General features: G+C 70.9%; 23 protein-coding genes and 1 pseudogene. 16 read left to right on the plus strand and 8 right to left on the minus strand.

Annotation, left to right across the window (positions count from 1 at the left end; genetic code table 11):
- The first annotated feature begins 174 nt into the window (after positions 1-174).
- The 5 genes and pseudogenes from ACH4K1_RS03985 to ACH4K1_RS04005 all read left to right on the plus strand — a co-directional run bounded on the left by ACH4K1_RS03985 (position 175) and on the right by ACH4K1_RS04005 (position 7,178).
- Positions 175-1,647 carry an MFS transporter gene (locus tag ACH4K1_RS03985; RefSeq protein WP_398086304.1) on the plus strand — a complete coding sequence of 491 codons (1,473 nt, stop codon included), beginning with the start codon at positions 175-177 and terminating at the stop codon, positions 1,645-1,647.
- A 209-nt stretch (positions 1,648-1,856) separates the two neighbouring features.
- Entirely contained in the window at positions 1,857-2,207 is a 351-nt protein-coding gene (locus ACH4K1_RS03990; protein ID WP_398086306.1) for a hypothetical protein, read from the plus strand.
- Complete coding sequence (locus ACH4K1_RS03995; RefSeq protein ID WP_398086308.1) at positions 2,204-4,084, plus strand: caspase family protein; 1,881 nt, start codon at positions 2,204-2,206, stop codon at positions 4,082-4,084. The genes ACH4K1_RS03990 and ACH4K1_RS03995 overlap by 4 nt, the downstream gene beginning before the upstream one ends.
- A gap of 125 nt (positions 4,085-4,209) precedes the next feature.
- Positions 4,210-4,626, plus strand: a pseudogene (locus ACH4K1_RS04000) (transposase family protein); the annotation flags it as partial.
- Positions 4,627-5,012: 386 nt separating this feature from the next.
- Entirely contained in the window at positions 5,013-7,178 is a 2,166-nt protein-coding gene (locus ACH4K1_RS04005) for an alpha/beta fold hydrolase (RefSeq protein WP_398086310.1), read from the plus strand.
- A gap of 72 nt (positions 7,179-7,250) precedes the next feature.
- On the opposite strand, the gene ACH4K1_RS04010 is transcribed toward ACH4K1_RS04005, so the two are convergent.
- The 3 genes from ACH4K1_RS04010 to ACH4K1_RS04020 all read right to left on the minus strand — a co-directional run bounded on the left by ACH4K1_RS04010 (position 7,251) and on the right by ACH4K1_RS04020 (position 8,751).
- Complete coding sequence (locus ACH4K1_RS04010; protein ID WP_398086313.1) at positions 7,251-7,583, minus strand: hypothetical protein; 333 nt, start codon at positions 7,581-7,583, stop codon at positions 7,251-7,253.
- A 113-nt stretch (positions 7,584-7,696) separates the two neighbouring features.
- Positions 7,697-7,915: a DUF397 domain-containing protein gene (locus ACH4K1_RS04015; RefSeq protein ID WP_398086316.1), complete on the minus strand. Its 219-nt coding sequence runs from the start codon at positions 7,913-7,915 to the stop codon at positions 7,697-7,699.
- Positions 7,912-8,751: a Scr1 family TA system antitoxin-like transcriptional regulator gene (locus ACH4K1_RS04020; RefSeq protein ID WP_398086602.1), complete on the minus strand. Its 840-nt coding sequence runs from the start codon at positions 8,749-8,751 to the stop codon at positions 7,912-7,914. The genes ACH4K1_RS04015 and ACH4K1_RS04020 overlap by 4 nt, the downstream gene beginning before the upstream one ends.
- Positions 8,752-8,992: 241 nt before the next feature.
- On the opposite strand from ACH4K1_RS04020, the gene ACH4K1_RS04025 reads away from it, so the two are divergent.
- The 3 genes from ACH4K1_RS04025 (at position 8,993) to ACH4K1_RS04035 (ending at position 10,163) form a co-directional block, all read left to right on the plus strand.
- A complete protein-coding gene (locus ACH4K1_RS04025; protein ID WP_267488511.1) occupies positions 8,993-9,187 on the plus strand; it encodes a hypothetical protein in 195 nt (64 codons plus the stop codon).
- A 122-nt stretch (positions 9,188-9,309) separates the two neighbouring features.
- Positions 9,310-9,762, plus strand: coding sequence for a hypothetical protein (locus tag ACH4K1_RS04030; RefSeq protein WP_398086319.1), 453 nt, complete (start codon positions 9,310-9,312; stop codon positions 9,760-9,762).
- Positions 9,763-9,785: 23 nt separating this feature from the next.
- A complete protein-coding gene (locus ACH4K1_RS04035; protein ID WP_398086322.1) occupies positions 9,786-10,163 on the plus strand; it encodes a hypothetical protein in 378 nt (125 codons plus the stop codon).
- Between the two features lie 81 nt (positions 10,164-10,244).
- Here ACH4K1_RS04035 and ACH4K1_RS04040 read toward each other — a convergent pair whose 3' ends face one another.
- Positions 10,245-10,664 carry a GNAT family N-acetyltransferase gene (locus tag ACH4K1_RS04040; RefSeq protein WP_398086324.1) on the minus strand — a complete coding sequence of 140 codons (420 nt, stop codon included), beginning with the start codon at positions 10,662-10,664 and terminating at the stop codon, positions 10,245-10,247.
- A gap of 579 nt (positions 10,665-11,243) precedes the next feature.
- Positions 11,244-11,912: a hypothetical protein gene (locus tag ACH4K1_RS04045; RefSeq protein ID WP_398086325.1), complete on the minus strand. Its 669-nt coding sequence runs from the start codon at positions 11,910-11,912 to the stop codon at positions 11,244-11,246.
- Between the two features lie 356 nt (positions 11,913-12,268).
- Between ACH4K1_RS04045 and ACH4K1_RS04050 the strand changes: the two genes are divergently transcribed.
- The gene (locus ACH4K1_RS04050) at positions 12,269-13,282 is read left to right on the plus strand and encodes an acetylxylan esterase (protein WP_398086328.1); all 1,014 of its coding nucleotides are present in this window, start codon (positions 12,269-12,271) and stop codon (positions 13,280-13,282) included.
- Positions 13,283-13,372: 90 nt separating this feature from the next.
- On the opposite strand, the gene ACH4K1_RS04055 is transcribed toward ACH4K1_RS04050, so the two are convergent.
- Positions 13,373-14,566 carry a PP2C family protein-serine/threonine phosphatase gene (locus ACH4K1_RS04055; protein ID WP_398086330.1) on the minus strand — a complete coding sequence of 398 codons (1,194 nt, stop codon included), beginning with the start codon at positions 14,564-14,566 and terminating at the stop codon, positions 13,373-13,375.
- Positions 14,567-15,073: 507 nt separating this feature from the next.
- On the opposite strand from ACH4K1_RS04055, the gene ACH4K1_RS04060 reads away from it, so the two are divergent.
- The gene (locus ACH4K1_RS04060; RefSeq protein WP_398086333.1) at positions 15,074-15,550 is read left to right on the plus strand and encodes an RICIN domain-containing protein; all 477 of its coding nucleotides are present in this window, start codon (positions 15,074-15,076) and stop codon (positions 15,548-15,550) included.
- Between the two features lie 224 nt (positions 15,551-15,774).
- Here the strand turns inward: ACH4K1_RS04060 and ACH4K1_RS04065 are convergent, their stop codons facing one another.
- Entirely contained in the window at positions 15,775-16,929 is a 1,155-nt protein-coding gene (locus tag ACH4K1_RS04065; RefSeq protein WP_398086335.1) for a serine hydrolase domain-containing protein, read from the minus strand.
- Positions 16,930-17,042: 113 nt separating this feature from the next.
- Positions 17,043-19,382: an MMPL family transporter gene (locus ACH4K1_RS04070; RefSeq protein WP_398086338.1), complete on the minus strand. Its 2,340-nt coding sequence runs from the start codon at positions 19,380-19,382 to the stop codon at positions 17,043-17,045.
- A gap of 249 nt (positions 19,383-19,631) precedes the next feature.
- Between ACH4K1_RS04070 and ACH4K1_RS04075 the strand changes: the two genes are divergently transcribed.
- The 6 genes from ACH4K1_RS04075 (at position 19,632) to ACH4K1_RS04100 (ending at position 25,521) form a co-directional block, all read left to right on the plus strand.
- The gene (locus tag ACH4K1_RS04075; protein WP_398086341.1) at positions 19,632-20,822 is read left to right on the plus strand and encodes a sensor histidine kinase; all 1,191 of its coding nucleotides are present in this window, start codon (positions 19,632-19,634) and stop codon (positions 20,820-20,822) included.
- 191 nt (positions 20,823-21,013) lie between these two features.
- Complete coding sequence (locus tag ACH4K1_RS04080) at positions 21,014-21,685, plus strand: response regulator (protein WP_398086603.1); 672 nt, start codon at positions 21,014-21,016, stop codon at positions 21,683-21,685.
- 267 nt (positions 21,686-21,952) lie between these two features.
- Entirely contained in the window at positions 21,953-22,774 is an 822-nt protein-coding gene (locus tag ACH4K1_RS04085) for a S1 family peptidase (protein ID WP_398086343.1), read from the plus strand.
- A gap of 207 nt (positions 22,775-22,981) precedes the next feature.
- Positions 22,982-23,260 (plus strand): polyprenyl synthetase, encoded by a 279-nt coding sequence (locus ACH4K1_RS04090; RefSeq protein WP_398086345.1) that lies wholly within the window; start codon positions 22,982-22,984, stop codon positions 23,258-23,260.
- Entirely contained in the window at positions 23,250-24,305 is a 1,056-nt protein-coding gene (locus ACH4K1_RS04095; RefSeq protein WP_398086605.1) for a polyprenyl synthetase family protein, read from the plus strand. The genes ACH4K1_RS04090 and ACH4K1_RS04095 overlap by 11 nt, the downstream gene beginning before the upstream one ends.
- 52 nt (positions 24,306-24,357) lie before the next feature.
- On the plus strand, positions 24,358-25,521 hold the full coding sequence (locus tag ACH4K1_RS04100; RefSeq protein WP_398086348.1) for an oxygenase MpaB family protein: 1,164 nt from the start codon (positions 24,358-24,360) through the stop codon (positions 25,519-25,521).
- Positions 25,522-25,535: the final 14 nt, after the last annotated feature.

Consider the following 25,535-nt stretch of genomic DNA (forward strand, 5'->3'; position numbering starts at 1 on the left):
TGATGTGTCGCACGTGTGCGGGAGCGGACGTCGCGCTGGTCTGAGTTGCGTCACCCCCCGCCTTTCCCTTGCTGTTTCCCGGGTGCAGCTCTGCCGTCTGCCCCGGGCTCTGTGCTGTGCTGCCCCGGCGTGGCTGACGGTGGGCTCCCCGATTCCTCGATCAGGAGCTTTCCCGTGGTTTCCCCCGCGCTCGGTAACGAGCCGCAGCCCTCTCCCCGGCCCTCGGCCCGGCCAGGTACGTCCGAAGTGGCCCTGGCCGCGAAGATATCGCTGGCGGTGGTCCTGGTCGCCGAGCTCATGAACGTCCTGGACCACTCGGTCGTCCTCAACGCCATCCCCACCCTCCAAGCCTCGCTCGGTGCCACCCCGGCCCAGGTGCAGTGGCTCACCGCCGGCTACGGACTCGCCCTCGCTCTCGGCCTGGTCTCGGGCGGCCGGCTCGGCGACACCTACGGCAGGCGCAAGGTCTTCCTGCTGGGCACCGCGGTCTTCACCACAGCTTCCCTGCTGTGCGGGCTCGCCCAGGGGCCCGGGATGCTCATCGGCGCCCGCGTGCTCCAAGGCATAGGGGCTGCGGTGATGATCCCGCAAGTCCTTGCATCTCTCCACGTCACCTTCGAGGGTGAGCACCGCAGCCGCGCCTTCAGCCTCTACGGAGCCGTCCTGACCGTCGGCTCGGTCCTGGGACCGGTCCTGGGCGGCGTGCTCACCGGAGCAGACCTGTTCGGATGGGGGTGGCGGACGATTTTCCTGATCAACCTGCCCATCGGCCTAGCCGTACTCCTCGGCGGCTGGAAGTTCCTCACCGAGTCGACCGCACCCAAGGCGGAGCGCCTGGACCTGATGGGCGTGCTGCTCTCCGCGCTCGCCGTCGTCCTGATCGTCTTCCCGCTCACCGCGGGCCACGCCCACCGGTGGCCGCTGTGGTGCTTCGCCATGCTCGCCGCAGGACTCGCCGTGCTCGGTGTGTTCCTGCGCCAGCAGCAGCGCAGACAGCACGATGCCCCGCTCGTGGTGTTGGCCCTGTTCCGCGAGAAGGCGTTCTCCGCCGGCCTGTCCGCGCAGCTGACGTTCGGCCTGCTGTCGGGCATGTTCTTCATCACCTGGACGCTGTTCCTCCAGCACGGTCTGGGCATGAGCCCACTCCACGCGGCCCTGGCCTTCGTGCTGCTCACCGTCGGCGAGCTGGCCGGCGTCGGGATCACGATGAAGACCGCGGGGCGCTATGGACGCCGCCTGCCTCAGGCCGGAGCCCTGCTCGCCCTTCTCGCGACGGCAGGCTACGCAATCCACATCAGCAGCGGACAGGCCGGCCTGACGCTCCTCGCGATGGCGCCGCCCCTGCTACTGCTCGGCCTCGCCTTCGGCACCATCGGAGGACCGCTCGCCGACCTGTCGCTCAGCAAGGTCCCGCACGAGAACGCCGGTTCCGCCTCGGGACTGTTCAACACCTCGATCCACCTGGGCATGGCCCTGGGGACCGCCCTGACCACCCTCGTGTTCTTCTCCGCCACCAACGGTTCACCCGACGCCGCGGTCAACCGCGACGCCTTCACCCACGTCCTGTGGTGGATCGGCGCAGCCTTCGCCGCCATGGGGGCCCTGATGTTCCTCCTGCCCACAGGATCGAACACCCAGGCCGGCTGAGCCATGACCCGCTGCGACGGCACACGAAGGACATGCCGTCGCGGCGGGCCCAGAGCACTTCCGGCACACGCGCCAGCCGTCAGCACCGTCCGGCGTACGAAACGAACCACTCCCAGGCCTCGGCGCCGAGGCCGAGGTGGTCAGTCATGCCCCGACAACTCCGCCTGCCGCCCCTATACTTGGCGCCCTATCCTGGAACGGGGGCCGTTTTGGAGATCGTCGTTCAGTGCAGCGGCAGCGGGGCCGAGGACGAACTCCGCTCGTTGGGCCGGTGGCTTGAGGCGGACTCGGCCGTGCGCCGTCATGCGCAGGTCGTACCGGGATCGGCACGGCCGGCGACCCCCGGACTGCAGGGCGATCTGCTGGATCTGATCACGCTGCTGGTCAGCAGCGGATTCAGTGCTGCTTCGCTGGCCGTGTCCATAGCTTCCTGGCGAGCCAGCCGCCCCAGCCCGCCCGAATCCGTCATCGTGCGGGCGGTGGGAGAACAGATCGAGATTCCCGGTGATGCTTCCGGAGAGGAAGCCGAGGCGATGATCCGACGCCTCTTCGAAGGATGACCTCCACGAAGCAGCCTCCGGCCCCCGACGACGGCGAATTGACAAGCCCCCTCGCCGGCACGGGCCTGCCCGACCCGTCGGGAACCCGCATCGTGCTGATCGGCGCCGGACGGTTCAACGAACTCCACCCCTTGCCGGCGACGCGCCGCAACGTCGAGGACCTGGCCGATCTCATCACCGCCGCCTGGAACCTTCCCGTGGCGAACTGCACCGTCCTTCGTGACCCGGCATCGCCCCGCGATCTCTCGCGCGCCGTGGAAGAGGCCGCCAAGGAGGCCACCGACACCCTGCTGGTGTACTACGCAGGCCACGGACTCATCGACTGGTCCGGACACTTTCACCTGGCGGTGCGAAGCAGTGAGCGGGAGTCCGTGCACGACACCGCGGTCCCGTACGCCTGGGTCAAGGAACATGTCGAGAAAAGTCGCGCCGAGCGGCGCGTCGTCATCCTCGACTGCTGCTACGCCGCCCGCGCCTTCGGGTTGCAGTCCGACTCCGCCCTTTTTGAGGTGGCGGGAACCTACGTCCTCGCCGCAGCGAGCGAGACCGCCACTGCGGTGTCACCGCCGGGCGAGGAATTCACCGCGTTCACAGGCGCGTTACTCGCCGTACTGCGCAACGGGATCCCGGGCCTGCCTCGTTACCTTGATCTCGACAGCATCTTCCGCCGGCTGAGTAAAGAGCTCACCCTCAGGAACAGGCCCCAGCCGTCAAAGCAGTGCCGCGACCACCTGGACCGCGCCCCGTTCATCAAGAACGCCGCCTACGCCCCTTCCGGTGACGCCCCTCTGCCGGGTGTTCCCGCGCAGCAACGGTCCCCCTCCGAAACCAGCGGCCCGGGAACACCGCCGTCGCGCACGTCTGCCACCTCAAGGGCTGACGCGGTTCCCCGGCGGACCGCGAACATCCCGGACGGCAATCCGATCCCGGTAAGGCGACGGAAGGCCGTCCGCCTCGTGGGGCTTCCGGCGGCTGCCCTGGCCCTGCTTCTGGGGGGATACTCCGTGTTCTCCGTCTCGCACGAGGACTCCGCTCAGATCCGCCAAATACACGACAGGGGTGTCATCAAGGTCGGAGTCAAAGCGGATCAGCCAGGCCTCGCCAGGGAAATAGCACCCGACAAATGGCAGGGCTTCGAAATCGACTTGGCATACAATATTGCCGCAGGTCTTGGATTCCCCCGAAACAAGGTGGATTTTGAAGCCGTGGAAACGAAGGACCGTGACCGACTGCTGCAGAGCGGAGCAGTGGACTTCGTCGTAGCGACCTGGACCATGGACGGATCCCAGGCGACGAAGGCCAGGAAACACGCCACCGCTCCGCTTGATTTCGTCGGCCCCTATTTCAAGACAAGCCTGTCCGCGCTGGTGTGGGAAACGGAAGAGGGTGCTGCCTCGGTAGAAGGAATCGACGACATCGGAGAGAAGTACGACCGGGGCCGCATCTGCACCGCCATCGGGTCGACGTCGGAGGAGTACCTGAAGGAGAAAGATATCGACCACAAGACGAAGACCTCGTATCAGCAATGCTGGGAGGACGAGGAAGTCCACGTCGTCATTACGGATGAAATCATCCTCGCAGGCCTCAATCAGGAGAATGACTATCCAATCAGAGAGGGCGAAAAGGTAAGAAAAGGGCATGTGGTTCGGCTCGCCGACACCGTTGAATCGTACGGCGTGGGAATCCCTGCAGACGACCCGATCTTCGAATACCTGACGTGCCGGGCGATCCCGAAGGACTGGGAATCGAACGTGAGCGCCAACCTGGAGAAGATGGCAAAGGAACATCTGGACAGGGAATGGACGCGGCCCACCGTAAAATTCCCTGAGTGCAGCCGACTGGACGCATGGAAATTCAAAATGCGCAACTTCTTCTGACCGGGCTGCGTCGCTGAGCGTTTTCAGCGCTGCCGCCGGACAGGTGACGAGGCCGGCATCCGCGACGCACGAGGCCCCCGTGCCGTTGGGAGAGATGTTCGACGTCTCAACCCGTCAGCGCAGGCGCCTCGTTGGTTTCCTGCAAGCGCAGACGGCACGGCGTGAACGTGCAGGCCCTCACCGATTCCGCCGGCCAGGTCCTGTGGCTGCCGCCGACGCTGCCGGGCCGGACCCACGACCTGACGGCTGCCCGTACCCCCAAGATCATCCGAATCTGTGAGCGCCAGGGCGTCCCGGCCCTCGCGGACACGGCCTGCACCGGAGCCGGGGACCGGGCCACCAGTGCGAAGCGCCGCCCGTCAGGCGGCGAACTCACCTCCACCGAGCGGACCGTCGACCGGGCCCTGTCCGCAGCCCGAGCACCCGTCGAACGCGGAGTCGCCCGCCTGAAGTCCTGGCGGATCTTCCGCAGTGCGCGCTGCAGCCCCAACCTCATGACCGTCATCGCCAGAGCCGTCCTCACGCTGGAGAGGCCACGCTGAGAACGCTCGCCGCGCGGTGCCCGTGACGCCGCCACCGGAGCGGCCGGACGGGTGCCGGGAATCGGCGACGGCAGACCACGATGCGCACGGTCCCGGTTCACTCCGGCAAGGGTGCGCACCGCATCACCACCTCGGGCGGGCGGTTCGCGCCCTTTCCCGTGGCCTGCCGTGATCTTCGTACTCCACCGAGCGGTGGCTGAAACATTCTCGACGTACGGCTGCGACTTTCGGCGGCGAGTCTTGTTCAGCGGCGGCGCAGGGGGGAGTTGCCTCCTGCCGGCCGCCTGTGTGAGGAGTGCCGGCACGACGGGATGACTGCTGGATCGCTTCCATGACAGACGAAGTTGCCGTTTCCCACCGAAGAGGTGTAGATCATCTTGCGGTATGTGACCGTCCCATCGATTGCAGTCGGAATCAGCGTTGTCGCCTCGCTGTTTTCCCTGGCAGCCGTTCCCGCCGATGCAGCTTCGCGTGCTGCCCCGGACCGCGTGAAGTGGGAGCTCTGCCGGGATGCGGCGCCGGACTGGAATCGCAACGACAACCGCAGCGAATGCGCGCTCATTCCCGTTCCGGTGGATTACGCCAAGCCTACGGGCAGAAAAATCAACATCGCTGTGAGCAGGGTCAAGGCCACCGGAAAGCGTACGGGGGCCCTGTTCGGCAACCCCGGGGGGCCCGGCCTGGCCGGTACGCCGTTCCCGCACGAACTGCTCGGCAGCCGACTGGCGCCGATGAACAAGGAATGGGACTTCATCGGTATCGATACGCGGGGTACGGGCTACAGCTCCCAGGTCTCCTGCGATACGCCCGAGTTCCGGGAGGGGGAGAGCGAGAGGGAGAGCTTCGAGCGTCAGGCGGATGCGAAGCGCACATGCATCGCCAAGGACCCGGAACTGGCGCTCTCCATCAGCATGGAAAACGCGTCCCGAGACATGGACCGCATCCGGCAGGTACTGGGATTCCGCAAGATAAACTTTTATGGAAATTCCGGCGGAACGGCGCTGGGCGCGGTCTACCGCTCCATGTTCGACAGCCGCGTGGATCGCATGTGGCTGGACTCGATCATGTCCCCGGTCGGCCAGAACGCAGCGGTCACCGCAGAAGCCGCGCACTACCATGCCGGGTACCAGCGGTTCTTCCAGTGGCTGGCCGGCAAGGATTCGACGTACCACTTCGGGAACTCGCCCAAGAAGGTCGAATCCGCGTTGAAGGCATTGCAGGCGAAGGTGGGACGGGACGAGTTCGCCGCCTTCCTCGATCCCAACCTGGAAGCCATACCGGACCGGTGGGAGCGATCTGCCGCAAAGTTGCTGGAACTCCAGAATGAGCGGACAGGCGAGGCCGTCCCCAAGCAGAAGGATATGAAACGGAAGCCCTTCGGTTTCGGAGAGATGGGGCAGAATTACGGGTTCACCCATGACGCCTTCATGTGCAATGCGAGCGCCGACGGCCGTACATATTCCGATCTCGTCAGGATGAGGAAAGAGCGGCAGGCGAAGTACCCGTTCTCCGCGGACTTCAACGACCAGCCCATCACGTACTGCGCCGGCTGGCCGGCGGGCAAGCCGTGGGACCTGAAGCCCGGCAAGAGCCGGCTGCAGCTGTCCGGCCACAAGTTCGAAACCGTCACGCCTTACGTGTGGGCGAAGATGATGCACAAGAAGATCGGCGGATCGCTGCTGACCGTCACGGATGCGACGCATTCCACCATGAAGTCCACAGAACTCGCATGCGGCTCCAAGGTGGTGGACTTCTTCCGGAACGGCACGCAGGCGAAGGGCAGCTGTCCCGGTTTCCCCGCCGAGCAGACCGGTCCCGCAGGACCTGCCGGCGATCTGGCGGGGACCGTGAAGCTCCCGAACTGCTCCGCTTCGCTGGTCCGTCCCCGCACCGCCCGCGACGAGGACAAGGCGCTGCTGCTCACGAACGGGCACTGCCACCCCGAGGGGCGGCCGAAGCCGGGTGAAGTGATCACCGGAGAGGGCGCCCCGATCGAAGGCAGCGTGTTGAGCCCGGCGGGCCGCGAACTCGGTCCGGTGACGGGGCGGGTTCTCTACGCGACGATGACCGGAACCGACATCACGCTGGCACAGCTGGATTCCACGTACGCGGACATCCGGCAGAAGTACAAGATCGAGGCGTTCCCGTTGGCTTCGACCGGTCCTGTCCCCGGGCAGAAGATCAAGGTGGCGTCGAGTTTCCTGGAGAGTGTCTGGTCGTGCCGGGCCGAGGCTGTGGTTCCGACGCTCAAGGAAGGCGACTACACCTCGACCGACGCGATCCGGTACGCGAAGGAATGCAACACCCAGCCCGGGAGCTCGGGTTCAGCCGTCGTCGATGCCGAGACCCGGGAGCTCGTCGCGGTGAACAGCACCAGCAACCGTGACGGCGAGAAGTGCGAACTGAACAACCCGTGCGAGATCGACGAGACGGGCACCACGGTTCACCAGGGACGCGGATACGCCACCCAGACCGCGGCGATCGCCGCATGCATCGGCGCCGGCAACACCATCGACCTCAAGCGCCAGGAGTGCACCCTGCCCAAGCCCTGACCTGATCCGGTCTCCTCCCGCGCGTCCGCCCCACGGTCCTCTCACGGACGACCGTGGGGCGGACGCGCGTAATCAGGAGGGTGGCTGCCCCTCACCGGTGCCGGTGCCGGTGCCGGTTCTGGTACCTGTGTCGGCGGTCCGGTTCGTCGCCGTCCACCAGGCGATCACGCGGGAAGCCATCGCCTCCGGTCGCGAGCCCGAGGGGTCCATGCCGAAGTGGTCCTCCAGCTCGTGGTGCAGGTAGTCGGCGATCTCCGTCTGCCCGGCGCCGTCCCGGAGCCGCTGGAGCAGCGGGAGGAGCATGCAGTCGTACTCGTCCCCCACCTCGTCCGCCACACCGAGCGGATCCCACGCGTTGAGCTGGTCCCGCAGGCCCTTCTCGGTGCCGTCTCTTCCCCGTCGCATCGGTCCAGGGTGCCACCCGGGGGGCACGAAGTCGCGGGCCGGTCGTCGGCCGGACCAGCAGGACGCCCCACCGTGCGGTGCACGGTGGGGCGTAGTCGCGAGGGCGGCGACGGTCAGACGGCGGGGGTGAACCCGCCGGCCTTGACGCCTGCCACGAACGAGGTGAACGCGGCGGCGGCGACGGTCAGCGCCGGGCCGTGCGGGTTCTTGGAGTCGCGTACGGGGACGGTGCCGGTGAGGGAGGCGGTGCGCGGGGCCCACTCGACGCACGAACCGCCGTTGCCGCTGTAGGAGGACTTGACCCACTGCTGGGTCGTGGATTCGCTCGTCACGGGGTGCCCTTTCGATGCTGGCGGACCATGTCCACGGTCTCTGCCTGGGACAGAGACACGGCCTGCAATTGATGGTAGCCCCTCATCACGGGGAGGACGGGGCTGAGTTCACGGTCCAGATGGCCCTGCGTTTCGGACTCGACGTAGGAGACCAGGGACCGGTCCGGGAGCGTCAGCAGATTCACCAGTCGGTTGAAGGGCCGGTGTTCGCCGATGCTGAAAGGCGCGATCTGCAGCATGGTGTGAGGCTGCGCGGCGAAGTCGACCAGATGCCGCAACTGGGCTTCCATCACGGCGGGGCCGCCGACCGGCCGACGGATGCAGCTTTCGTCCAGCACCGCGATGATCATCGGTGGCGTGGGGTGGATCAGAGCTTTCTGCCGCTCCATCAGCAACGCCAGGCGCTGCTCGGCCTGTTCGGGGGTGATGACGCCTCGGGCGACGGCCGCGTTGTCCAGTGCCTGCGCGTATGCCCGGGTCTGAAGCAGCCCCGGGATCACGCCGACCTCGAACAGCCGGATCTCTGTCGCCTCGCCCTCCAGTGCCACGTACTCCGGGAAACCCTGCACGAGCACGCCTTGCTTGATCTTGAGCCATTCCCGCTCGAACGAATCGACGGTTTCGGTGAAGCCGAAAGCGCCGTCGATCGCAATCGAGAACTTGCGGGTTGGCGATTTGGTACAGGTTTCCACCCCGGAAATGTGGCGTCCCGAGTACCCGGCGCGTAAGCCGAGGTCGTCCTGCTTCCAGCCCCGGGCCTCTCGCGCGTTGCGCAGACGCGCACCGTAGGCGGCCTCCGGGCTCGCGTCGGGGTTGAGTTCCCTCCGGTTGACCAACGTACCCCCCAGGTTTGAAACGTTGATGGCGAGGCTCACGCTAGGCCACGCTGTGTCGCCCCGGTAGCCGATCGGCTACAGAGAGGAGCGAACGGTGTACGGCGAGAACGCCAGCCCGAATGCGGAGCACCCTCCGGACCAGCCCTTATGTGAGCCTCTGTGTCAGCCGCCGACCGGTTCGACCGTTCCGGCCGCCCCGGCCGCCCCCGCCCTCCCGGCCGCCCCCGTCCGCGGGACTCTTCTGGCGGACACGAGCCGGGGTGACCGGGTGGGGGAGTTCCAGGGGGTCGCCGGCCCGTACTGGTCCCTCCGGCCGGTCGGCGGCGGGCGCGAGTGGGAGGTCGAACCCCGGTTCGTACGGCCCGCGTTGCTCATGGAGCAGCTTCGGGCCCGTACCGCGCGGCTCAACGCCCGCAGCCGGGGAGAGGTCCTGTGAACGCACCGGACTCCGGGCTTCCCGTGCCGAGCGCCGCGTGGTCGTCGGCACGGCTCCCCGTGCCGCTTGCCGTGCGGCTCGCGGTGCGCCCGTCTCCGGCACGTACGGAAGGTGGCTGAGCCGTGCTGCAATGCACTGCCGTGACGGAGATCCCCTACGCCGAGGCGCTGTTGGCGCTGGCCACCATGGAAGGCGGACCGGCGCATCCGCCCGACTTCGTGGAGCAGGACGACTTCGTCCTGTGCGAGCTGGGCGACCACGGCGAGTCGGCCGAGCATGCCGCGCACCTGTGGGTGGCGGAGACCCCGGACGACCAGGAGCTGTGGTTCCGCTGGTCGGGGGAGGGGGCCCACCGCGTCCACCGGCTCGACGTGCTGCCGGTCTGCCCCGCCAGGCTCCGCGTGCTGGCGACCGAGGCGGTCACGTTGTGCGCGTTCTTCGACCACCACCCCGGGCCGCACTCCTTCTCCGTGACCGACCCGCTCGGCGACCTGATCGCGGACCACGCACCCGGCCCGCCGGACAGCCAGGGCTACCCCGACGACCCCGACGCACCCGACGGCGACGCGCCGTGACGGCGCCCGGAGGTCTTCCGACCGTGAACCCCTGCACCGCCGTGACCCTGTTGCCGCCACCGGAGTTCGTCGTCCGGCTCGCCGCGCCCGGTGGTGGCCGCCCGGAAGCCGGATACCTGCTGTGCGAGCTGGCCGCCGACCACGACGGGGGCCACGCGGCGGTGTTGTGGGAGGACGACGCGAGATACCTGGCCGTCTGGGCCCGCTGGAGCGGCGACCGGGCGACGCCGGCGGAACTTGCCTGGTGCGGCGCGACCGACCCCGGAGGCAGGGACGCGTGCGGGCTGTTCGCGGGGCACCCCTCCGCCCACGACTGGGCCATCGTCGACGCGACGCTCACGGCGGTGGACGCCGTACTCGCACGGGAGCACCCGCACCTGGCCCCGCGCGACGGTGCGTGAGGGGCGGAGGACCGGGCGGGCGGCAGCTGGTGCCGCATCAGGCGACGTTCGCCCCCTTGTGGGCAACGTCCGGTCACTTCTTCACACGGTGCGGTGCATTCCCACCGAGGCCGGTGCGGTCTCGCGGAAGCCGAACTTCTCGTAGAGATGCCGGGCATCCCCGTCGGCGATGAGGGAGACATAGGCGCCGGCCGGAGCCCGGCGCTCCAGCTCGCCGATCAGCTCGGCCATGATGCGCTTCCCGAGGCCCCGCCCCTGATGGTCGGGGTGGACACAGATGTCGACGACCTGGAAGAAGCAACCGCCGTCGCCGATCACCCGCCCCATGCCGACCGGCTCGCCACCGTGCCGGATCTGGACCGAGTGCCAGGTGTTCGGCAGGCCCAGCACCGCAGCCTCGCGGGGCTTCGCGCTCAATCCCGCCGCAGGTCGCAGCCGCAGGTAGGTCTCGACGGTAGGCAGCTCGTCGGACAGTTCGTAAGGGTCATCAGTGATCTGCATGCATTACATGCTAGGTGAGTCCGGCAGCCATGGACCCAGCAGGCGGGCCCTTGAGGCGCACCAGGGGGCGAACGGTGCCTGATGCGGCACTAGGGCTTGTCTGAAGTCGTGGTAAAGGTGTGAGGGGTTCCGCTCGGGCGCTCGGTGGGGGGAGACGCCGCCGGAGTTCGGCGTCTGGTAGACCGTTTACGACCGCTTCGTCCGGTGGCGTGATACGGACGTCTTCCAGACGCTGATGGGCGGATTGATCGCTGAGGCGGCCCGGTGCGGGCAGGCGGAGTTGTCGCTGGTCGGCGTGGACTCCACGAGTGTCCGCGCCCATCGCGATCACGGCTTTCAGGTAGGCCCTATGCATGTGATGCGTGCCGGGGGGAGCGGTCCTCCCGGCCTCGATCTGCTTGATCGGCATGACCCAGCTGTTCTCCTTGCCCCAGCCGGTCGTTGCACGCCCGCCGGTGGTGTGGCCGCGCACCATGCCCACCCCCAAACCCCCGCCACTCCAGGCCGAGTTGCCTGCCATCGGAGGCTGCCGCCCCGCCGGGCCGTTCGGAGGCGGGGGCAGGAGTTCTTCCGGGCCGGTCAGAGGCGGGGGCAGGGGTTCTCCGGGTCCAGCACCTCGTGGCCCCCTACGGACGGGGACGCGCTGCCGTCGGCCGTGCCGGTCAGGCACACGCTCCCCAGGTCCAGACTGAAGCGTGTCCCGGTGCCGGGCTGCTCGCGCGTCTTCAGCACGCTGTCCACGTATCCGCTGCGGTTCAGTGAACCGCGCACCTGCGCAGGGGCCTTGAGGCCCTTCACCGCCTTGGTGACGCGATCGGCGTGCGCCTTGGTGACGCACTTGTTCCTGGCCTCCAGCTCCGCCTCCGCCTTCTTGTCCTCCTCGGTCTCCTTGTACGAGCCCGGGTTCAACTCGTCGGGCGAGGGCGGCCCGTCGGGGATGGGCGGCAAAGGGGCCGGCGCAGTGGCGGGCGCTTCGTCGGCGATCGGCGGCTCCTTGGGGAGGTCAGGGGAGCAGGGCTCGGCGACCTTGTTCAGGAACGTCATGAAGGTGAGCAGCTGAGCAGATTCCTCGGGGCCGGGCTCGGCATCCGGTTTCGGAGCCGCCGCGGCGTCGGCGCCCTTCGCGGGCTTGGCCGCCGTCGCGGGGCCCCTGTCGTCGGCCTGAGTGGTGCCGCATGCCGTGAGGGCCAGTGCGCACAGGGCGGTTGCGGAGACGAGGTAACGATGCGTGCCGAAGATTCGCTTCATGCGCACATCCTGTGCGCGCCGGATCGACGGCACGTGAGTACGGGTACCCACCTGTCCCTGGGTGAACTTCCCCGCGGCGTTCGAGTGGACCGACCAAGCCGGATCAGGCCCTTGGTCCTCCCGCACAAGCCTCGCGAAGAGCTCATATATGTGTCGACCTGGAGGAACATCTCGTTCAATGTAATTCCGACGGCTCTTGAGCCATGCTGAGGATACGCAGCCTCCGGTGATCACGACTTCAGACAAGCCCTAGGAGAGCGCGGCGTCGATGGCCTTGGGCAGGAGCGCGAAGCGGTGATCGCCCTCGTGGACGACGCGGGAGACCCGGCCGGTGGCGCGGCGTCTACCCTCGCGGCATGGCCTCATCCCGCCCGCTCTCCCACGGCTTCCCGTTCGACCCCGCCTACGGGTACGACGCGCCGGACGCCCTGCTGGCCGTCCCCGCGCCATCCGCCCCCGAGGACTTCGACGCGTTCTGGCGGGGCCGGTACGCGCGAGCCCGCGCCGTGGACCCGCGGCCGGTCCTCGGTCCGGTGGAGGAGGAGCGCGACGGGGTGACGGTCCACGGCGTCGCCTTCACCTCCGTGGGCGGCGTCCGGCTCGGCGGCTGGCTCGCCCTGCCCGCCGAGGGCCCTGTCCGGTACGGATTCGTCGTCGGGCACGGGTACGGCGGCCGCCAGGGGCCCGGCCGGGACCTTCCGCCGCCGCTGCCCGGGGCCGCCGCGATCCTGCCGTGCGTACGGGGCATGGGGGAGCGGAGCCGGATGGACGGCATCCCGGACGTGGCCGACGCACACGTCCTGCACGGCATCGGCTCCCGCGACACGTACGTCCTCGGCGGTTGCGCGGCCGACCTCTGGTGCGCCGCCTCCGCCCTCACCGCGCTCGTACCGGAGCTGGCGTCGGCCGGGGAGCCGGGCGGGCCTCGCCTCGGCTACCTCGGTGAGAGCTTCGGCGGCGGACTCGGGGCCCTCGCACTGTCCTGGGACGACCGCTTCGGCGCGGCCCAGCTCACCGTCCCCACCTTCGGCAACCACCCGCTGCGCCTGACGCTGCCGTGCGCGGGCAGCGGCGAGGCGGTGCGCGGCCACCACCGCGAACACCCCGACGTCACGGACGTCCTGCGCTACTTCGACGCGGCGACGGCGGCGACCCGGCTGACCCTGCCCACGCTGGTCGCGGCCGCCCTGTTCGACCCGTCCGTGCCGCCGCCGGGCCAGTTCGCCGTACACAACGCGCTGGCCGGGGAACGCGAACTCCAGGTGCTGACGGCGGGGCACTTCGCGTACCGGGGAATGGCGGCCGAGGCGGCGGAACTCGACGCGAGGCGGACGCGGTTCTTCGGGGAGCGGCTCGCTCCCGCCGCCTGACGGGATCGCTGCTTGACGAGAGTGCCGCCTGACGGGAGCGCTCGCTTCCCCGGCCCGGCCGTCCGCCGGGTCGCGCGGGGCGCCGCGGGCTCAGGCGCCCGGTCGGCGGGGCTTGCCCCGGGGGCCGTACCAGTCCAGGCACAGGACGGTGGCGTCGTCCTTGGGCGGCTGGCCCCCGTAGGCGTCGGCCACCGCGGTGACCATCGTGCGGACGACCTCGCGCGGGTGGTCGGCGGCGGTCTCCAGGAGGAGTCCGGGCAGGTCGACCACCTCCGCGTCGCGTTCCTGCACGCCGTCCGTGTACAGCACGATGCGGTCGCCGGGGCGCAGGTCGAGCTCCTGCACCTGGTAGGAGCCCTGTCTGGGGAAGCCGAAGGGCATGTCGACCCGCAGGCCGATCTCCTCGACCGATCCGTCGCGCATCCGGAGCGGCCCGGGGTGGCCGGCGTTGACGAGGCGGGCGTGGCTCCCGTCCAGGGCGATGCGGAGCAGCTGACCGGTGGCGAAGGTGTTGTGCCCGTGGTCGAGGAGCGCCTGATGCATCCGGCGGGCTTGTTCGGTGAGGTCCGCCCCGGAGCGGCGTGCGCCGCGTGAGGCGTTCACGACGAGGGTGGCGATGAGGGATGCGTTGACGTCGTGGCCCATGGCGTCGGTGACGGACAGGTGGAGGGCGCCGGTGTCGAGGCTGTAGTCGTAGGTGTCCCCGGCGATGTCGGACGCCGGTACCAGGGCTCCGGCGAGGGCGAACTCGGCCGCGTCGCAGGAGGGGGCGGAGGGAAGGAGCTGGCGCTGGATCTCCGCCGCCAGGCTGACCGGGGTGGTGCGGTTGCCCCAGTGGTAGAGGTCGGTGAAGCGGCGGTCGGTGACGATGATGTAGGCCAGCGCGTGCGCGGCCTCCTCGACCTGGGCCAGCACGTCCTCGGTGACGGCGTCCAGGAACAGCTCCAGCACGCCGATGGTGTCACCGCGGTTGGTCACGGGGGCGAGCACGCGCCGGCCCCGGCCGCCCTCCCCCACCTGCATCACCTTCTGCGCGCGCAGGACCTCGTCGTAGATGCCGCTGCCCGCGAGGGAAACCTGCTCGGTCCGGGGCTCCTGGGAGGAGCCGTCCATGTCGTTGACCCGCAGCATGCGTCTGCCGACCACGTCCACGAAGAGGAACGACACGTACCGCGCTCCGAACCGGGTGCGCAGGTCGCGCGCCACGACGTCGAGCGAATCCACCGGTGCGGCATCCTCCGCTGCCGCCAGCACTGCGGCCAGTCCCGTCCGATCACCCACCACAGCCTCCTCAAGTAGAAAATGCTTATGCCCTCTCGAACCCTGCTCACCGCATCACTCGTGAAACTGGGTGGATGTATCCGTACACAGCGTCTGATAAGGGGGCGCGTCACGTGGTGGGGGGGCGCGTACCGAGGTGGCTGGCGGAGGCGGACACCACGGCACGCCGGAGGCCCGGCCCGCCCCGGCCCGACCGCGCCCGGACCGCGGTCACCGGGGCCGGGGGCGGACGCGGCGAACGGTCTTTTCGCGCGGGCCCTCTCGCCCGGCCGGGTGCGTCGCGGACGGGTGGGCGTCCGCCGGTCGAGGACCCGTCGCGGCGCGGTGAGGCCCCGGCCGATCCGGAGCCGTTCCTCGGCGTGTCACTCCCGATCCTTCCGGATGCCCTCCCGGTGACCCGGCGGATTACGGTGCCGACCATTGGACGACGGGCCGCCCCACCTCGCACGCTCACCGCGCGGCCGTTTCCGATTCGCCCGAAAGCTGCCCGAAGGAAGAGAGAGACAGCCCATGCGCGGCAAGCACGCACTCCTGCTCGGTGGAGTCATCACCCTCGCGTCCCTGGTCGCACCGCCCGGCGCTGTGGCCGCCGAGAGCGATTCCCGGGCCACCCCCCGAACGGCTGTCGCCACCCAGACCTTCCGCAATCAGGCCACGGGCCGGTGCCTGGACGACACCGACAACGGGTTCCGGACATGGAGCTGCAACGGGACCAACCCGCAGTTGTGGGACGTGAGGGTCTGGGGCGACGGAACGCGCCAGTTGCGTAACGTCAACACACAGCGCTGCATCGAGGACAGCCACGCCCACGGTCTCCGCACGGTCGGCTCGTGCAGCTCCGCCGCTGAACAGAGCTGGTGGATCAAGGTCTGGGACGACGGGACCGTCCGCTTCCAGAACCAGGCGACGCTGCGGTGCATCGACGACAGCTCCTTGGGCCTTCGCACCTTTGCGTGCAACAACCTGGAGTTCCAGAGCTGGTTCTGACCTCGGCCCCCATCGGCGTCCCGGCGGCTGACGAGCCGCCGGGACGCCGGCTTGTGGTCACTCTCGTGGACGACGGCCGCCGGCCCGTCCGGTCGCGGTGCCGGCCGACGCTCGTCGGCCCCCGGGCCGTTCCTCCCGGCTCTCGGGCCACCTGCCCGAGAGCCGGGAGGAACGGGGACTCCCGAGGGCCGGGGGCCGGACGCGCTCCCGGCCCGAACGCCCCCTCAGCGGCACATCGCCGTGTCCACCGCCGCTGCCGCCCGCGCGCCGCCCCTGCCGTCCGGCACGGCGGTGACCGTGACGTTCACCGCTCGGCCGTCCGCGGTGACGCCGCCGTACGTGCTGAAGCCGGGGAGGGAACCGCCGTGGCCCCAGTAGCGTCCGCCGCAGCTCAGCGGGGTGCTCTGGACGCCCAGGCCGTAACGGGTGCCGGGGAGCGCGCCCTCGGCGTCGACCGGGACCGTCCTGCGCATCTCGGTGAGCTGGGCCGGGGCGAGGAGCCGGCCGGAGAAGAGCGCGCGGTAGAAGCGGTTGAGGTCGGCGTCGGTGGAGACCATGCCGCCCGCCGCCCACCCCCACGAGGGGTCCAGCTCGGTGTAGTCGCGCCAGGGACCGCCGGCGGTGAGCCGGTGGTAGCCGTGCGGATGGCTGCCGCGTACGGTCATGTCGCCGGGGGCCGGGAGGTAGGTGTGCCGCAGGCCGACGCGGTCGGTGATCCGCCTCTTGATCTCCTCGCCCAGCGGGCGTCCGGTGACCTTCTGTACGAGCAGCCCGGCGACGATGTAGTTGGTGTTGCTGTAGGCCCACCTCGCCCCCGGAGCGAAGTCGGCCGGGCGGTCGAGGGCGCGGTCGATGAGTTCCCGCGGCTCGTAGTAGCGGTGCGGATCGGTGAGCACCGCCCGGCGGTCCAGGTACTCGGGGAGCCCGCTGGTGTGCTGGAGGAGGTGGCGGACCGTGATGCCCCGGCCGTCGATGCCGTCGCCGCGCAGCAGCCCCGGCAGGTACGTGTCCACCGGCTCGTCGAGGGCCACCTCGCCCTCGCCGACCAGCTGGAGCACGACCGTCGCGGTGAACGCCTTGGTGTTGCTGCCGATGCGGACGGAGCCGCCGCGGGGCACGGCGGAGCCGGTCGCCAGGTCGCCCACGCCCGAGGTGTAGCGCCGCGCCTCGCCGCCGGCCCTCACGACGTGGGCGAGGGCGCCGGGGGCGACGCCGTCGCGGGTCAGGGCGTCCAACTGCCGCTGCACGGGGTCGGAGGCGCGGGCGGAGGGAACGGCGGCGGCGGGGGCGGTGAGGAGACCCGCGGCGAGGGCGGCGAGCGCGGTCAGCGTGGCCGCGCGGAACGCGGTCCGGGTGGAGGCGGAGGTGGGTACGGGCATGGGTGCTCCCTTGGGTCGGGTCGGCCGTGTCGGATCAGGTGGGGCGGGTCAGGTGTGGCGGGCCGGCCCGGAGCTCTTGCTGCGGACAGGCCGGGGCGTGGGCGGGGAGTGGGTCAGCCGGTGGGCGGGAAGGGGCGCGGGTCGTGCTCGGCCGGGGCGCGTACGGGGGCGGTGGGGCGTGGCTCGTACTCGGCCGTGGCGCCCACGGGTGCGGCGGAGTGGGGCTCGTACGCGTTCGTGGCGCCCACGGGCGCTGCGGGCTCCGCGTGCCCGCCGTGGGCGCGGCGTCCGCCCGGGCGTACCGGCCACCAGATGCCGCGGCCGAGCAGCGCCGCCGCGGCCGGGACGAGCACGACCGACAGGACGAACGCCGAGAGCAGGATGCCGAGCCCCGTCGCGAAGCCGATCTGCCGGGTGGAGGCGTTCGAGCCGACGGCGAGGCTGCCGAAGGAGGCGGCGAGGACGATGCCCGCGGTGGCGATGGCCGGTGCGGTGTGGCGTACGGCGCGGGCGACGGCGGCGCGGGCCGTGCGCGGGCCCTCCATCTCCTCGCGGAGGCGGTCGCTGATCAGGATGTTGTAGTCGGTGCCGATCGCGACGACGAAGAGGAACAGCACCAGCGGCAGGACGAAGTTGACGCCGGGCCCGTCGAGGGCGTGCTGGAAGACGAGGGTCGAGGCGCCGAGCGTGGCGGCGAAGCACAGCCCCACGGAGAGCAGCAGGACGACCGGGGCGAGCACGCTGCGCAACAGTACGAGCAGGATCAGGGCGATCAGGCCGGCGGCGACGGGGAAGACGGTCCTCAGGTCCTCGTCGACGGCGGTGGAGAGGTCCGCGAAGACCGCCGCCGTGCCGCCGACATGGGCTTCGAAACCCTTCGGGGTGTAGGCCGCGACGGTGTCGCGGACCGGCCCCGAGACCAGGTCGCGGGCCGCTTGCGACTGGGAGCCCGACGTCAGGTAGAGGTCGATGCGGGCGGCGTCGCCCCGCTCGTTGAGGGTGGGGGCGCCCACCTCGCCGACCCCTTCGAGCCGGGCCAGTTCGCCGGAGAGCGCGCCCAGGGACCGGGGGGCGACTCGGTCGCCCTCGGGGGCCGTGACGTAGACGGTGGCCGGGTCGGACACGCCGGCCGGGAGGGCGCGGGCGATCTCGGCGGCGGTGGCGGCGGCCGGGGTGTCATGGGGGGTTCCGCCCTGGCCGAAGTCCATGCGGATGCCGGTCATGCCCACCGCGAGCGCGCCGAGCAGAGCGGTCCCGGCGAGGAGGGCGGCCACCGGCCTGCGGGACACGAGGTCACCGGTGCGCCCGGCGAGCCCGGGGCGCGGTGTGCGCTTCAGGGCGCGGGAGGGCCAGAACATGCGGCGGCCGGTGACCGCGAGGAGGGCGGGCATCAACGTGAGGCTGGCGAGGAGCATGACGAGTACGGCCACGGCCACGGCGGGACCGAGCACCTGGAACCCCCCGTAGGTCGCGATGCCCAGGGTGGCGAAGGCGGCCACGATGGTGAGGGCTGCGGAGGTGATGGCGGTGCCGACGCGGGCGCCGACCTCGGCGGCGACGGCGCGCGGGGACGCGTCGGGGCGCTCCCGCAGGAATTCGCGGAAGCGGAAGAGCAGGAACAGGAAGTAGTCGACGCCGATGCCGATGAGGACGACGCTGATCATGCTGGGCGTCGACGTGTCGAGCGCGGTGCCGGTGAGCAGGGCGCCGCCGACGATGACGCCGGTCGCCGCGCCGCCCACGACGGTGACCGCGATCAGCGGGATGAGCGCGGCGCACACACTGCGGAACACCAGCACGTTCACCAGCACGATCAGGCCCAGCATCAGCATGCCGACGATGCGCTGGGTGGGCTCCTCGGCGTCGCGGGTGTCGACCTGGTCGGCGAGGCCGCCGGTGAACCCGGTCCGCAGGCGCACCTCGGCGAAGGCGTCCTCGGTGTGCTCGCGGAACTCCCGGAACAGGTTGTGCATGCCCGGGTCGACGGTGTTGCCCTCCAGGCGTACCGACAGCAGCGTGAAGGTGCGGTCCGGGGCGGTCATGCCCACGCCGACCTCGGGCGTCTGCGAGTAGTCCGTGACGAGGAAGGGGATCTGGTCGTCCGCCGTGGTCGAGGTGTCCTGCGGGTCCGGCATCGTCACGCGGCGGCTGCCCAGTTCCTTCGCCACGGACGCGATGTTCTTCCGGTCGGCGCCGGTCAGCGGCGCACCGTCGGGCCTGCCGACCAGGACGGTGAGCGTGCCGGAGTCGGACGCCACGCCGAACCTCTCCTCGGCGGTCCGGAGCGCGGCGGCCGAGTCGTAGTCCTTCGGCAGGAAGTCGCCGGTCTGCGCCTGCATGGCGCGGGGCATCAACGCTCCGGCGGCCACGGCGAGGAAGACGCCGATCACCGACCACAGGGCGATGACCTTCCAGGGATGACGGGTCGAGAACCCGGTCAGGGCGCGGATCACGGCGTGCCTCCGGCAGAGAGAAGGGAGAGGGGGGCGGGCCGGGGTTTCCGGCCTGCCTCCAGCACATCAGCGGAGACGCGCCGGATCGTCCGAGCCGGGAACGAGATGAGGGGTGGGAGCGGGGCGCCGCCCGGCCCCGGACCAGGACCGTGCTCCCGGCCCGGTATCGTCCTGGGGCCCCACGGCCCCGGCGGCAACCCGGGGAGAATGGGGGCGAGGCGCCCGAAAAGGGGCCGAGGAAGGAACACGATGCCCACCGCTCACGCCGAGCCCGCCGCGAGGCGCACCCTCTCGTTCCTCGGCGACGCCCCCCTCTGGACCCGCAACGACGCCCTCGTCGCCGTCGGCGCGGCGGCCCTCGACCTGATCGGGTTCACCCTCAGCAGCCAGGACGCCCAGGGCTTCGTCCCCGTGACCGGCTGTCTGCTGATGACGGTGTCCGGCCTGGCGCTCCTCGCCCGCCGCCGGGCCCCGGTGCTCACCTTCGCCGCCGTCCTGGCCCTCGGGCTCGCCGTCCACCTGAGCTGGCCGGTGGGCCAGGGGCTCAACGCCTCCATGATCGTCGTCCTCTACTCCGTCGTACGGGCCAGGGGCGCCGCCGTGTACGTACCGGCGGTCCTGGTGAGTGCGGTGCTGCCCCTGGCCGTACGGGCGCCCTGGTCGCAGGGCTCGCTCCTGAAGCTGGCGGGGAACGGTGCGGCCGTGCTGTTCGTGATCGCCGCCGGGCTCGTGATGAACCGCTGGCAGCAGGAGGTCGAGACGCACCGCAGGCTGCTCGCCGAGCGGGCCGTGGCCGACGAGCGGCGCCGTATCGCCCGCGAGATGCACGACATCGTCGCCCACCACGTCACGACGATGCAGCTGATGGCGGGCGGCGCCCGCGCCAACCTCGACCGGAACCCCGAGATCGCGCGGGACGCCCTCGTCACCCTGGAGGGCCTGGGGCGCACGGCGCTGCACGAGATGCGGCAACTCCTCGACGTCCTGCGGGCCGAGGGCGAGACGCGGGAGGCGTCGACCGCCCCCCAGCCGGGGATCGCGGATCTGGACCGGATCGTCGCCGAGTCGTGCGCGGCCGGGCTGCCCACGGAGTTCGACGTGCGGGGAGCCCCCCGCCGGCTCCCGGAGGGCATGCAGCTGACGGTGTTCCGCGTCGTGCAGGAGGCGCTGACCAACGCCCGTAAGCACGCGGGGAGCGGAGCCCGGGCGCGCGTGTGCCTCACGTACGGCGACCACGAGACGACGGTGGACGTACGGGACGACGGAGAAGGGACGGCCGGCGGTTCCGTGCCCGTCCCCGGCTCCGGATACGGCCTGATCGGCATGGGCGAACGCGTCGCGCTGCACGGCGGCACCCTGTGGACGGGCCGGGACGAAGGACAGGGCTACCGGGTCACGGCCCGGCTGCCGCTGCCGAAGGAAGAAGGAGCACTGCGGTGAGCGGGACGACGGACGGCACGCGGGGGACGGACGGGACGCGAGGGATGGACAGGACGGACGCGGCGGGCGGGGCGGACAGGGCGGGCGGGGCGGACGGGCCGCAAGGGGCGGGCAGGCCGCGAGGGACGGACGCGGCGGGCGGGGCGGGCGCGGCGTACACGTGGGGAGTGGCGGCCCCCGCTCCCATCCGCGTGCTGATCGCCGACGACCAACTCCTCGTACGCCGCGGCCTGGTGCTCATGCTCGGACCCGAACCCACCGTCGAGGTGGTCGGCGAGGCGGCCGACGGCGCACAGGCCGTGGAACTCGCGCGGCGGCTGCGGCCCGACGTGGTCGTCATGGACATCCGCATGCCGGTCCTGGACGGCATCGCCGCCACCGAACGGCTCACCCGCGAGGCCCCGGACTGCCGGGTACTCGCGCTCAGCACCTTCGACATGGACGAGTACGTGGTCGCCGCCCTGCGTGCGGGCGCCTGCGGCTTCCTGCCCAAGGACATCTCGCCCGAGGAGCTGGTCACCGCGCTGCGCGTGGTCCACACCGGCGAGGCGGTGGTCGCCCCGCGCCTGCTGACCCGCCTCATCTCCTCCTACGTGACGGCCCCGCGGGGCCCGGCGCAGCCCGCCGCCGGGGCCGGGGCGGCGGGCGGGCCGGACGAACTGACGCCGCGCGAGCGCGAGGTGTGGCGGCTGATCGCCACCGGCCTGGACAACGCGGGGATCGCCGCGGAGATGGCCATCAGCCCGTCGACGGTGAAGAACCACATCACCGCCCTCTTCGCGAAGCTCCAGGTCCGCGACCGGGCGCAGGCGGTGATCGCCGCGTACGAGGCGGGTCTCATCACGGCGGGTGAGCGCGGTTGACGGGGACGGCTGACGAGCGCGGTTGACGAGCGCGGTTGACGAGCGCGGTTGACGGGGGCGGTTGACGAGGGCGGTTCTGCGGGGGAGGCGGCGGGCCCGGCGGGTCCATCGCCCCGGGGCGGTCGGCGGCGACGGAGCCGGTGGGGTTCTCCCCACCCCGTACGGTCCCGCTGGCCGGACCACGGAGAGGCCGGTGGGCCGGATGGATCAGTTCCTCCTGATCGCGGAGGCTGAACATGCAGCAGTTGCTCACCGATCGGAGAACCAGTGTTCAGTTTGAAGCCCTCCCGCCGCACGTGGGCGCGTACCGCCGCAGGCGTCCTGGCCGCGGCGGCGTGCGCCGCCATGATGACCGGGAACGCCGAGGCCATCGTCAACGGGGAGGATTCCACGCAGCGTTACCCGTTCATGGTGTCGATCCCCGTGTCGGGGGCGGAGGACGCCACGTTCAAGGGCGTCTGCGGGGGAGCGTTGATCGACCGGCAATGGGTGCTCACCGCTGCCCACTGTGTGGACCCGGCGCTGGTCACCCTGGACGGCGCCGTCCGCATCGGCAGCGAAGAGAAGGACTCCGGAGGGACGGTCCGGTCCATCGCGAAGACGGTGTCCCACGCCGGCTACGAGAACGGTGAGGACACCGGACCCAACCGCAACGACATCGCTCTGATCCGCCTGGACCGGCCGGTCGCGGAGAAGCCCGTCCGCATCGCCGACCGTCCCGGCCGGCCCGGCGCCCCGACGCGGATCCTGGGCTTCGGCCGGACCGACGACGCGCCCGACGCTCCGTGGGCCTTCCCCGAGCGGCTCCAGCAGCTCGACACCCGCCGGGGCGCGGTCTCCGACTGCGCACCGGGCTACGCGGACAGCACCCGTCTGTGCACCCTCAGCCAGGTGCCCGACGCCATGGCGTGCCACGGTGACTCCGGCGGCCCGCAGCTCCAGCGGAACCGGACGGGACGCTGGGAGCTCATCGGCGTCACCTCGGGCCCCGGCGCCCCGGGCGTTCGGTGCAGTGAAGGGCCGGGGCTCTACTCCAGCGCTCCCGCCCACGCGGAGTGGATCCGTAAGGCGATAAGCCGCCGCGGCTGAGCCGGCCCGCCGCCGGGCGAGGGCGCCGCGACGCAAGCGGCGGGCGAAGCGAGCCCCCGCCTTCGCTGCTCCGCCCCGGAGATTTCGCACATGTGAGCGTCTTGCTCACTCGATGGTGGTTTCTCTCCCTCGGGCGCCCGGCGTGTCGGGATGCTGTGAGCAGGGCGCGTGGCCTGCACCGCCCGACGTGCTGGGGTGGGGAGCGGTATGACGCGAGAAGCGGGACGTGGCGGAACACCTGAAGAACGGGCGGTCCTGCTCGTGGCGGGCGCGGCCGATCTGGCGGTGAGCGCGATCGGTTCGGCCCTGGGCGCGGTACGGGGGCTGCTGCGCCGCTCCGACGCCGCCGAACTGGCGGCGGAGGCCGAGCACGAGCTGATGGCGCGCGGGCGCCTGGTGCTGGACCGGTACACGGCCCCGCCCCCCGCCCACCTGGAGCTCCTCGCCCGGCATGCCGTCGCGCGACGGGCCGCCGATGATGGCTGACCGGTGGGACGCGGCCACCTTCAAGAGCCGGGTCGACGAGGTGCTGCACCCGTTCGTCGCCCGGGAAGCCGACCTGTTCGCGGAGATCGACCCCTCCCTCGCCCCGGTCGCCGCCCAGGTGGAGGCGGCCGTCGCGGACGGCAAACGGCTGCGGGCCGCGTTCTGTTACTGGGGCTGGCGGGGGGCGGGGCAGCCGGACAGCACCGCGCTGCTGCGGGCGGCCGCGTCCCTGGAGCTGGTCCATGCCGCTGCGGTCGTGCACGACGACCTCATCGACGACAGCGCTCTGCGGCACGGCCGTCCCACCGCGCACATCGCCCTGCGCGGGGCCGTGCGCCGGCGCCCCCGTTCCGCTGCCGCCGCCAGGTCGTTGGCGATGCTGGTCGGTGACCTGCTGATGGGGTTGGCCGGGCAGTTGTTCGCCACCAGCGGTCTGCCCGCCGCCTACCTGGGCCGGGCCCGCCCGTTGTGGTCGGTTCTGGGCCGGGAGCTGATCGCGGGCGAGTGCCTGGAGATCCTGCGCACCGGGGCCGAGCCGGACACCGAAGCCTCCTTGCAGGTGATCCGGTACAAGACCGCCAAGTACACCGTGGAGCAGCCCCTGTTGATCGGCGGTGCGCTGGCCGGGGCCGACAGGCGGCTACGCGAGGGCTACTCCGCCTTCGGCCTGCCCCTGGGCGAGGCGTTCCAGCTCAGGGACGATCTGCTCGGGCTGTTCGGAGACCCCGCGCGCACCGGCAAGGCGAACACGGACGACCTGTGCGGCCAGCGGCCCACGGCGCTGCTGGCGGAGACCTGGCGCGTCGCCGGTGACGACGACCGGGCCCTGCTCCGGGACCACCTGGGCCGACGCGGCCTCGACGAGGACGGGCTGCACGCGGTGCGGGAAGTGATGGGGCGGCTCAAGGCCCCCGCTCTCGTCGAAGACATGATCACGGCGCGGGTCGAGGAGGCCCTCGGCGCCCTCCACGAGCTGGACGTGCCGGCCTGTGCGGCCGACGCCCTGAGCGCCCTGGCGAACTCGGCGACCGTCCGGCTGTCCTGAACCCCGCCCGCCCCCGGCCCCCGCTCACGCCCCGAGGACAAGGAACCCCGTCATGAACTACACCGAGGCTTCGATGAACGCCCTGCGGGAGGGCGGCGACGAACTGGCCGACGCGACCGTCGCGACCCTCTTCGAGAGGGGGGAGGTGGGCAAGTTCAACTCCCTGATGCGCTATGTCTCCACCGCGGGCGCCCCTCTTCCGGACGGACTGCCCGACGTCGCCCGGGAGTACCTGCGGGCGACGAGCGCCCCGCCGGACTGGGTCGACTGGGAGGTGATGGAGAAGGCCCGGCTGTTCTTCATCGACAACAACGTGCACATCTCCACAGCCCTCTCGTTCGCCTCCATGCCGGCCTGCTACGTGGTCCCGCACGTGGCGAAGCTGCTCTCGGCCACCCACGGACTGGAGTACCCCTCCAAACGCATGGCGGAGACCGGCCAGTTCACCGTCTACCTGATGCGGCCCGACGCCTTCGAGGCCGGGGGCCGCTTCCTCCCCGCCGCCCAGAAGGTCCGGCTCCTGCACGCCTCCATCCGCCACCACCTCCAGCGCGAGAACCGCTGGGACACCGCCGCGCTGGGGACGCCGATCTGCCAGGAAGACATGATCGGCGGGCAGATGTTCTTCTCGCTCCTCGTCCTCGACAGCCTGCACCGGCTCGGCATCCACATGTCCGAGGAGGGCGCGGACGCCTACTACTACGCCTGGCGCGTGGTCGGCGCGATGCTGGGCGTCAGCCAGGAAGCCGCGCCCCGGTCCCTGGACGACGCCCGCGCCTTCCTCGACCTGTACATGATCCGGCACATGGGGCCCTCCGAGGAGGGCGCGTCGCTCACCCGGCAGCTCATCGACCTCTACGAGGAGGTGGTGCCCGGGACCTTCTTCGACCCGATCGTCTCCGCGCTCATCCGCCACCTCACCGGCGACACCTGTGCCGACTGGCTGCGGGTGCCCCGCACCTCCTGGGACACCGTCGTCAAGGCCGTGCCCCACCTCCTCGGTGTCCTGGAGACGATCGAGGACCGCTCCCCCCTGGGCGCCCGGGCGCTGGACCGCCTCGGCCACCTCACCACCCTGCTCGAACTGTCCTCGCTCACCCGGGGACGCGTCATGCACTACGCCATCCCCGAACAGCTCAAGAAGGAGTACGACGTCCCCTCCGCCTCTCCCCGCCACCACCGCTGGCGCCCGCCCGCCGCCACCGTTCCCCTCTGACCGCCGACCGGCGG

The organism is Streptomyces sp. NPDC017448 (assembly GCF_044330565.1).
GTDB lineage: Bacteria > Actinomycetota > Actinomycetes > Streptomycetales > Streptomycetaceae > Streptomyces.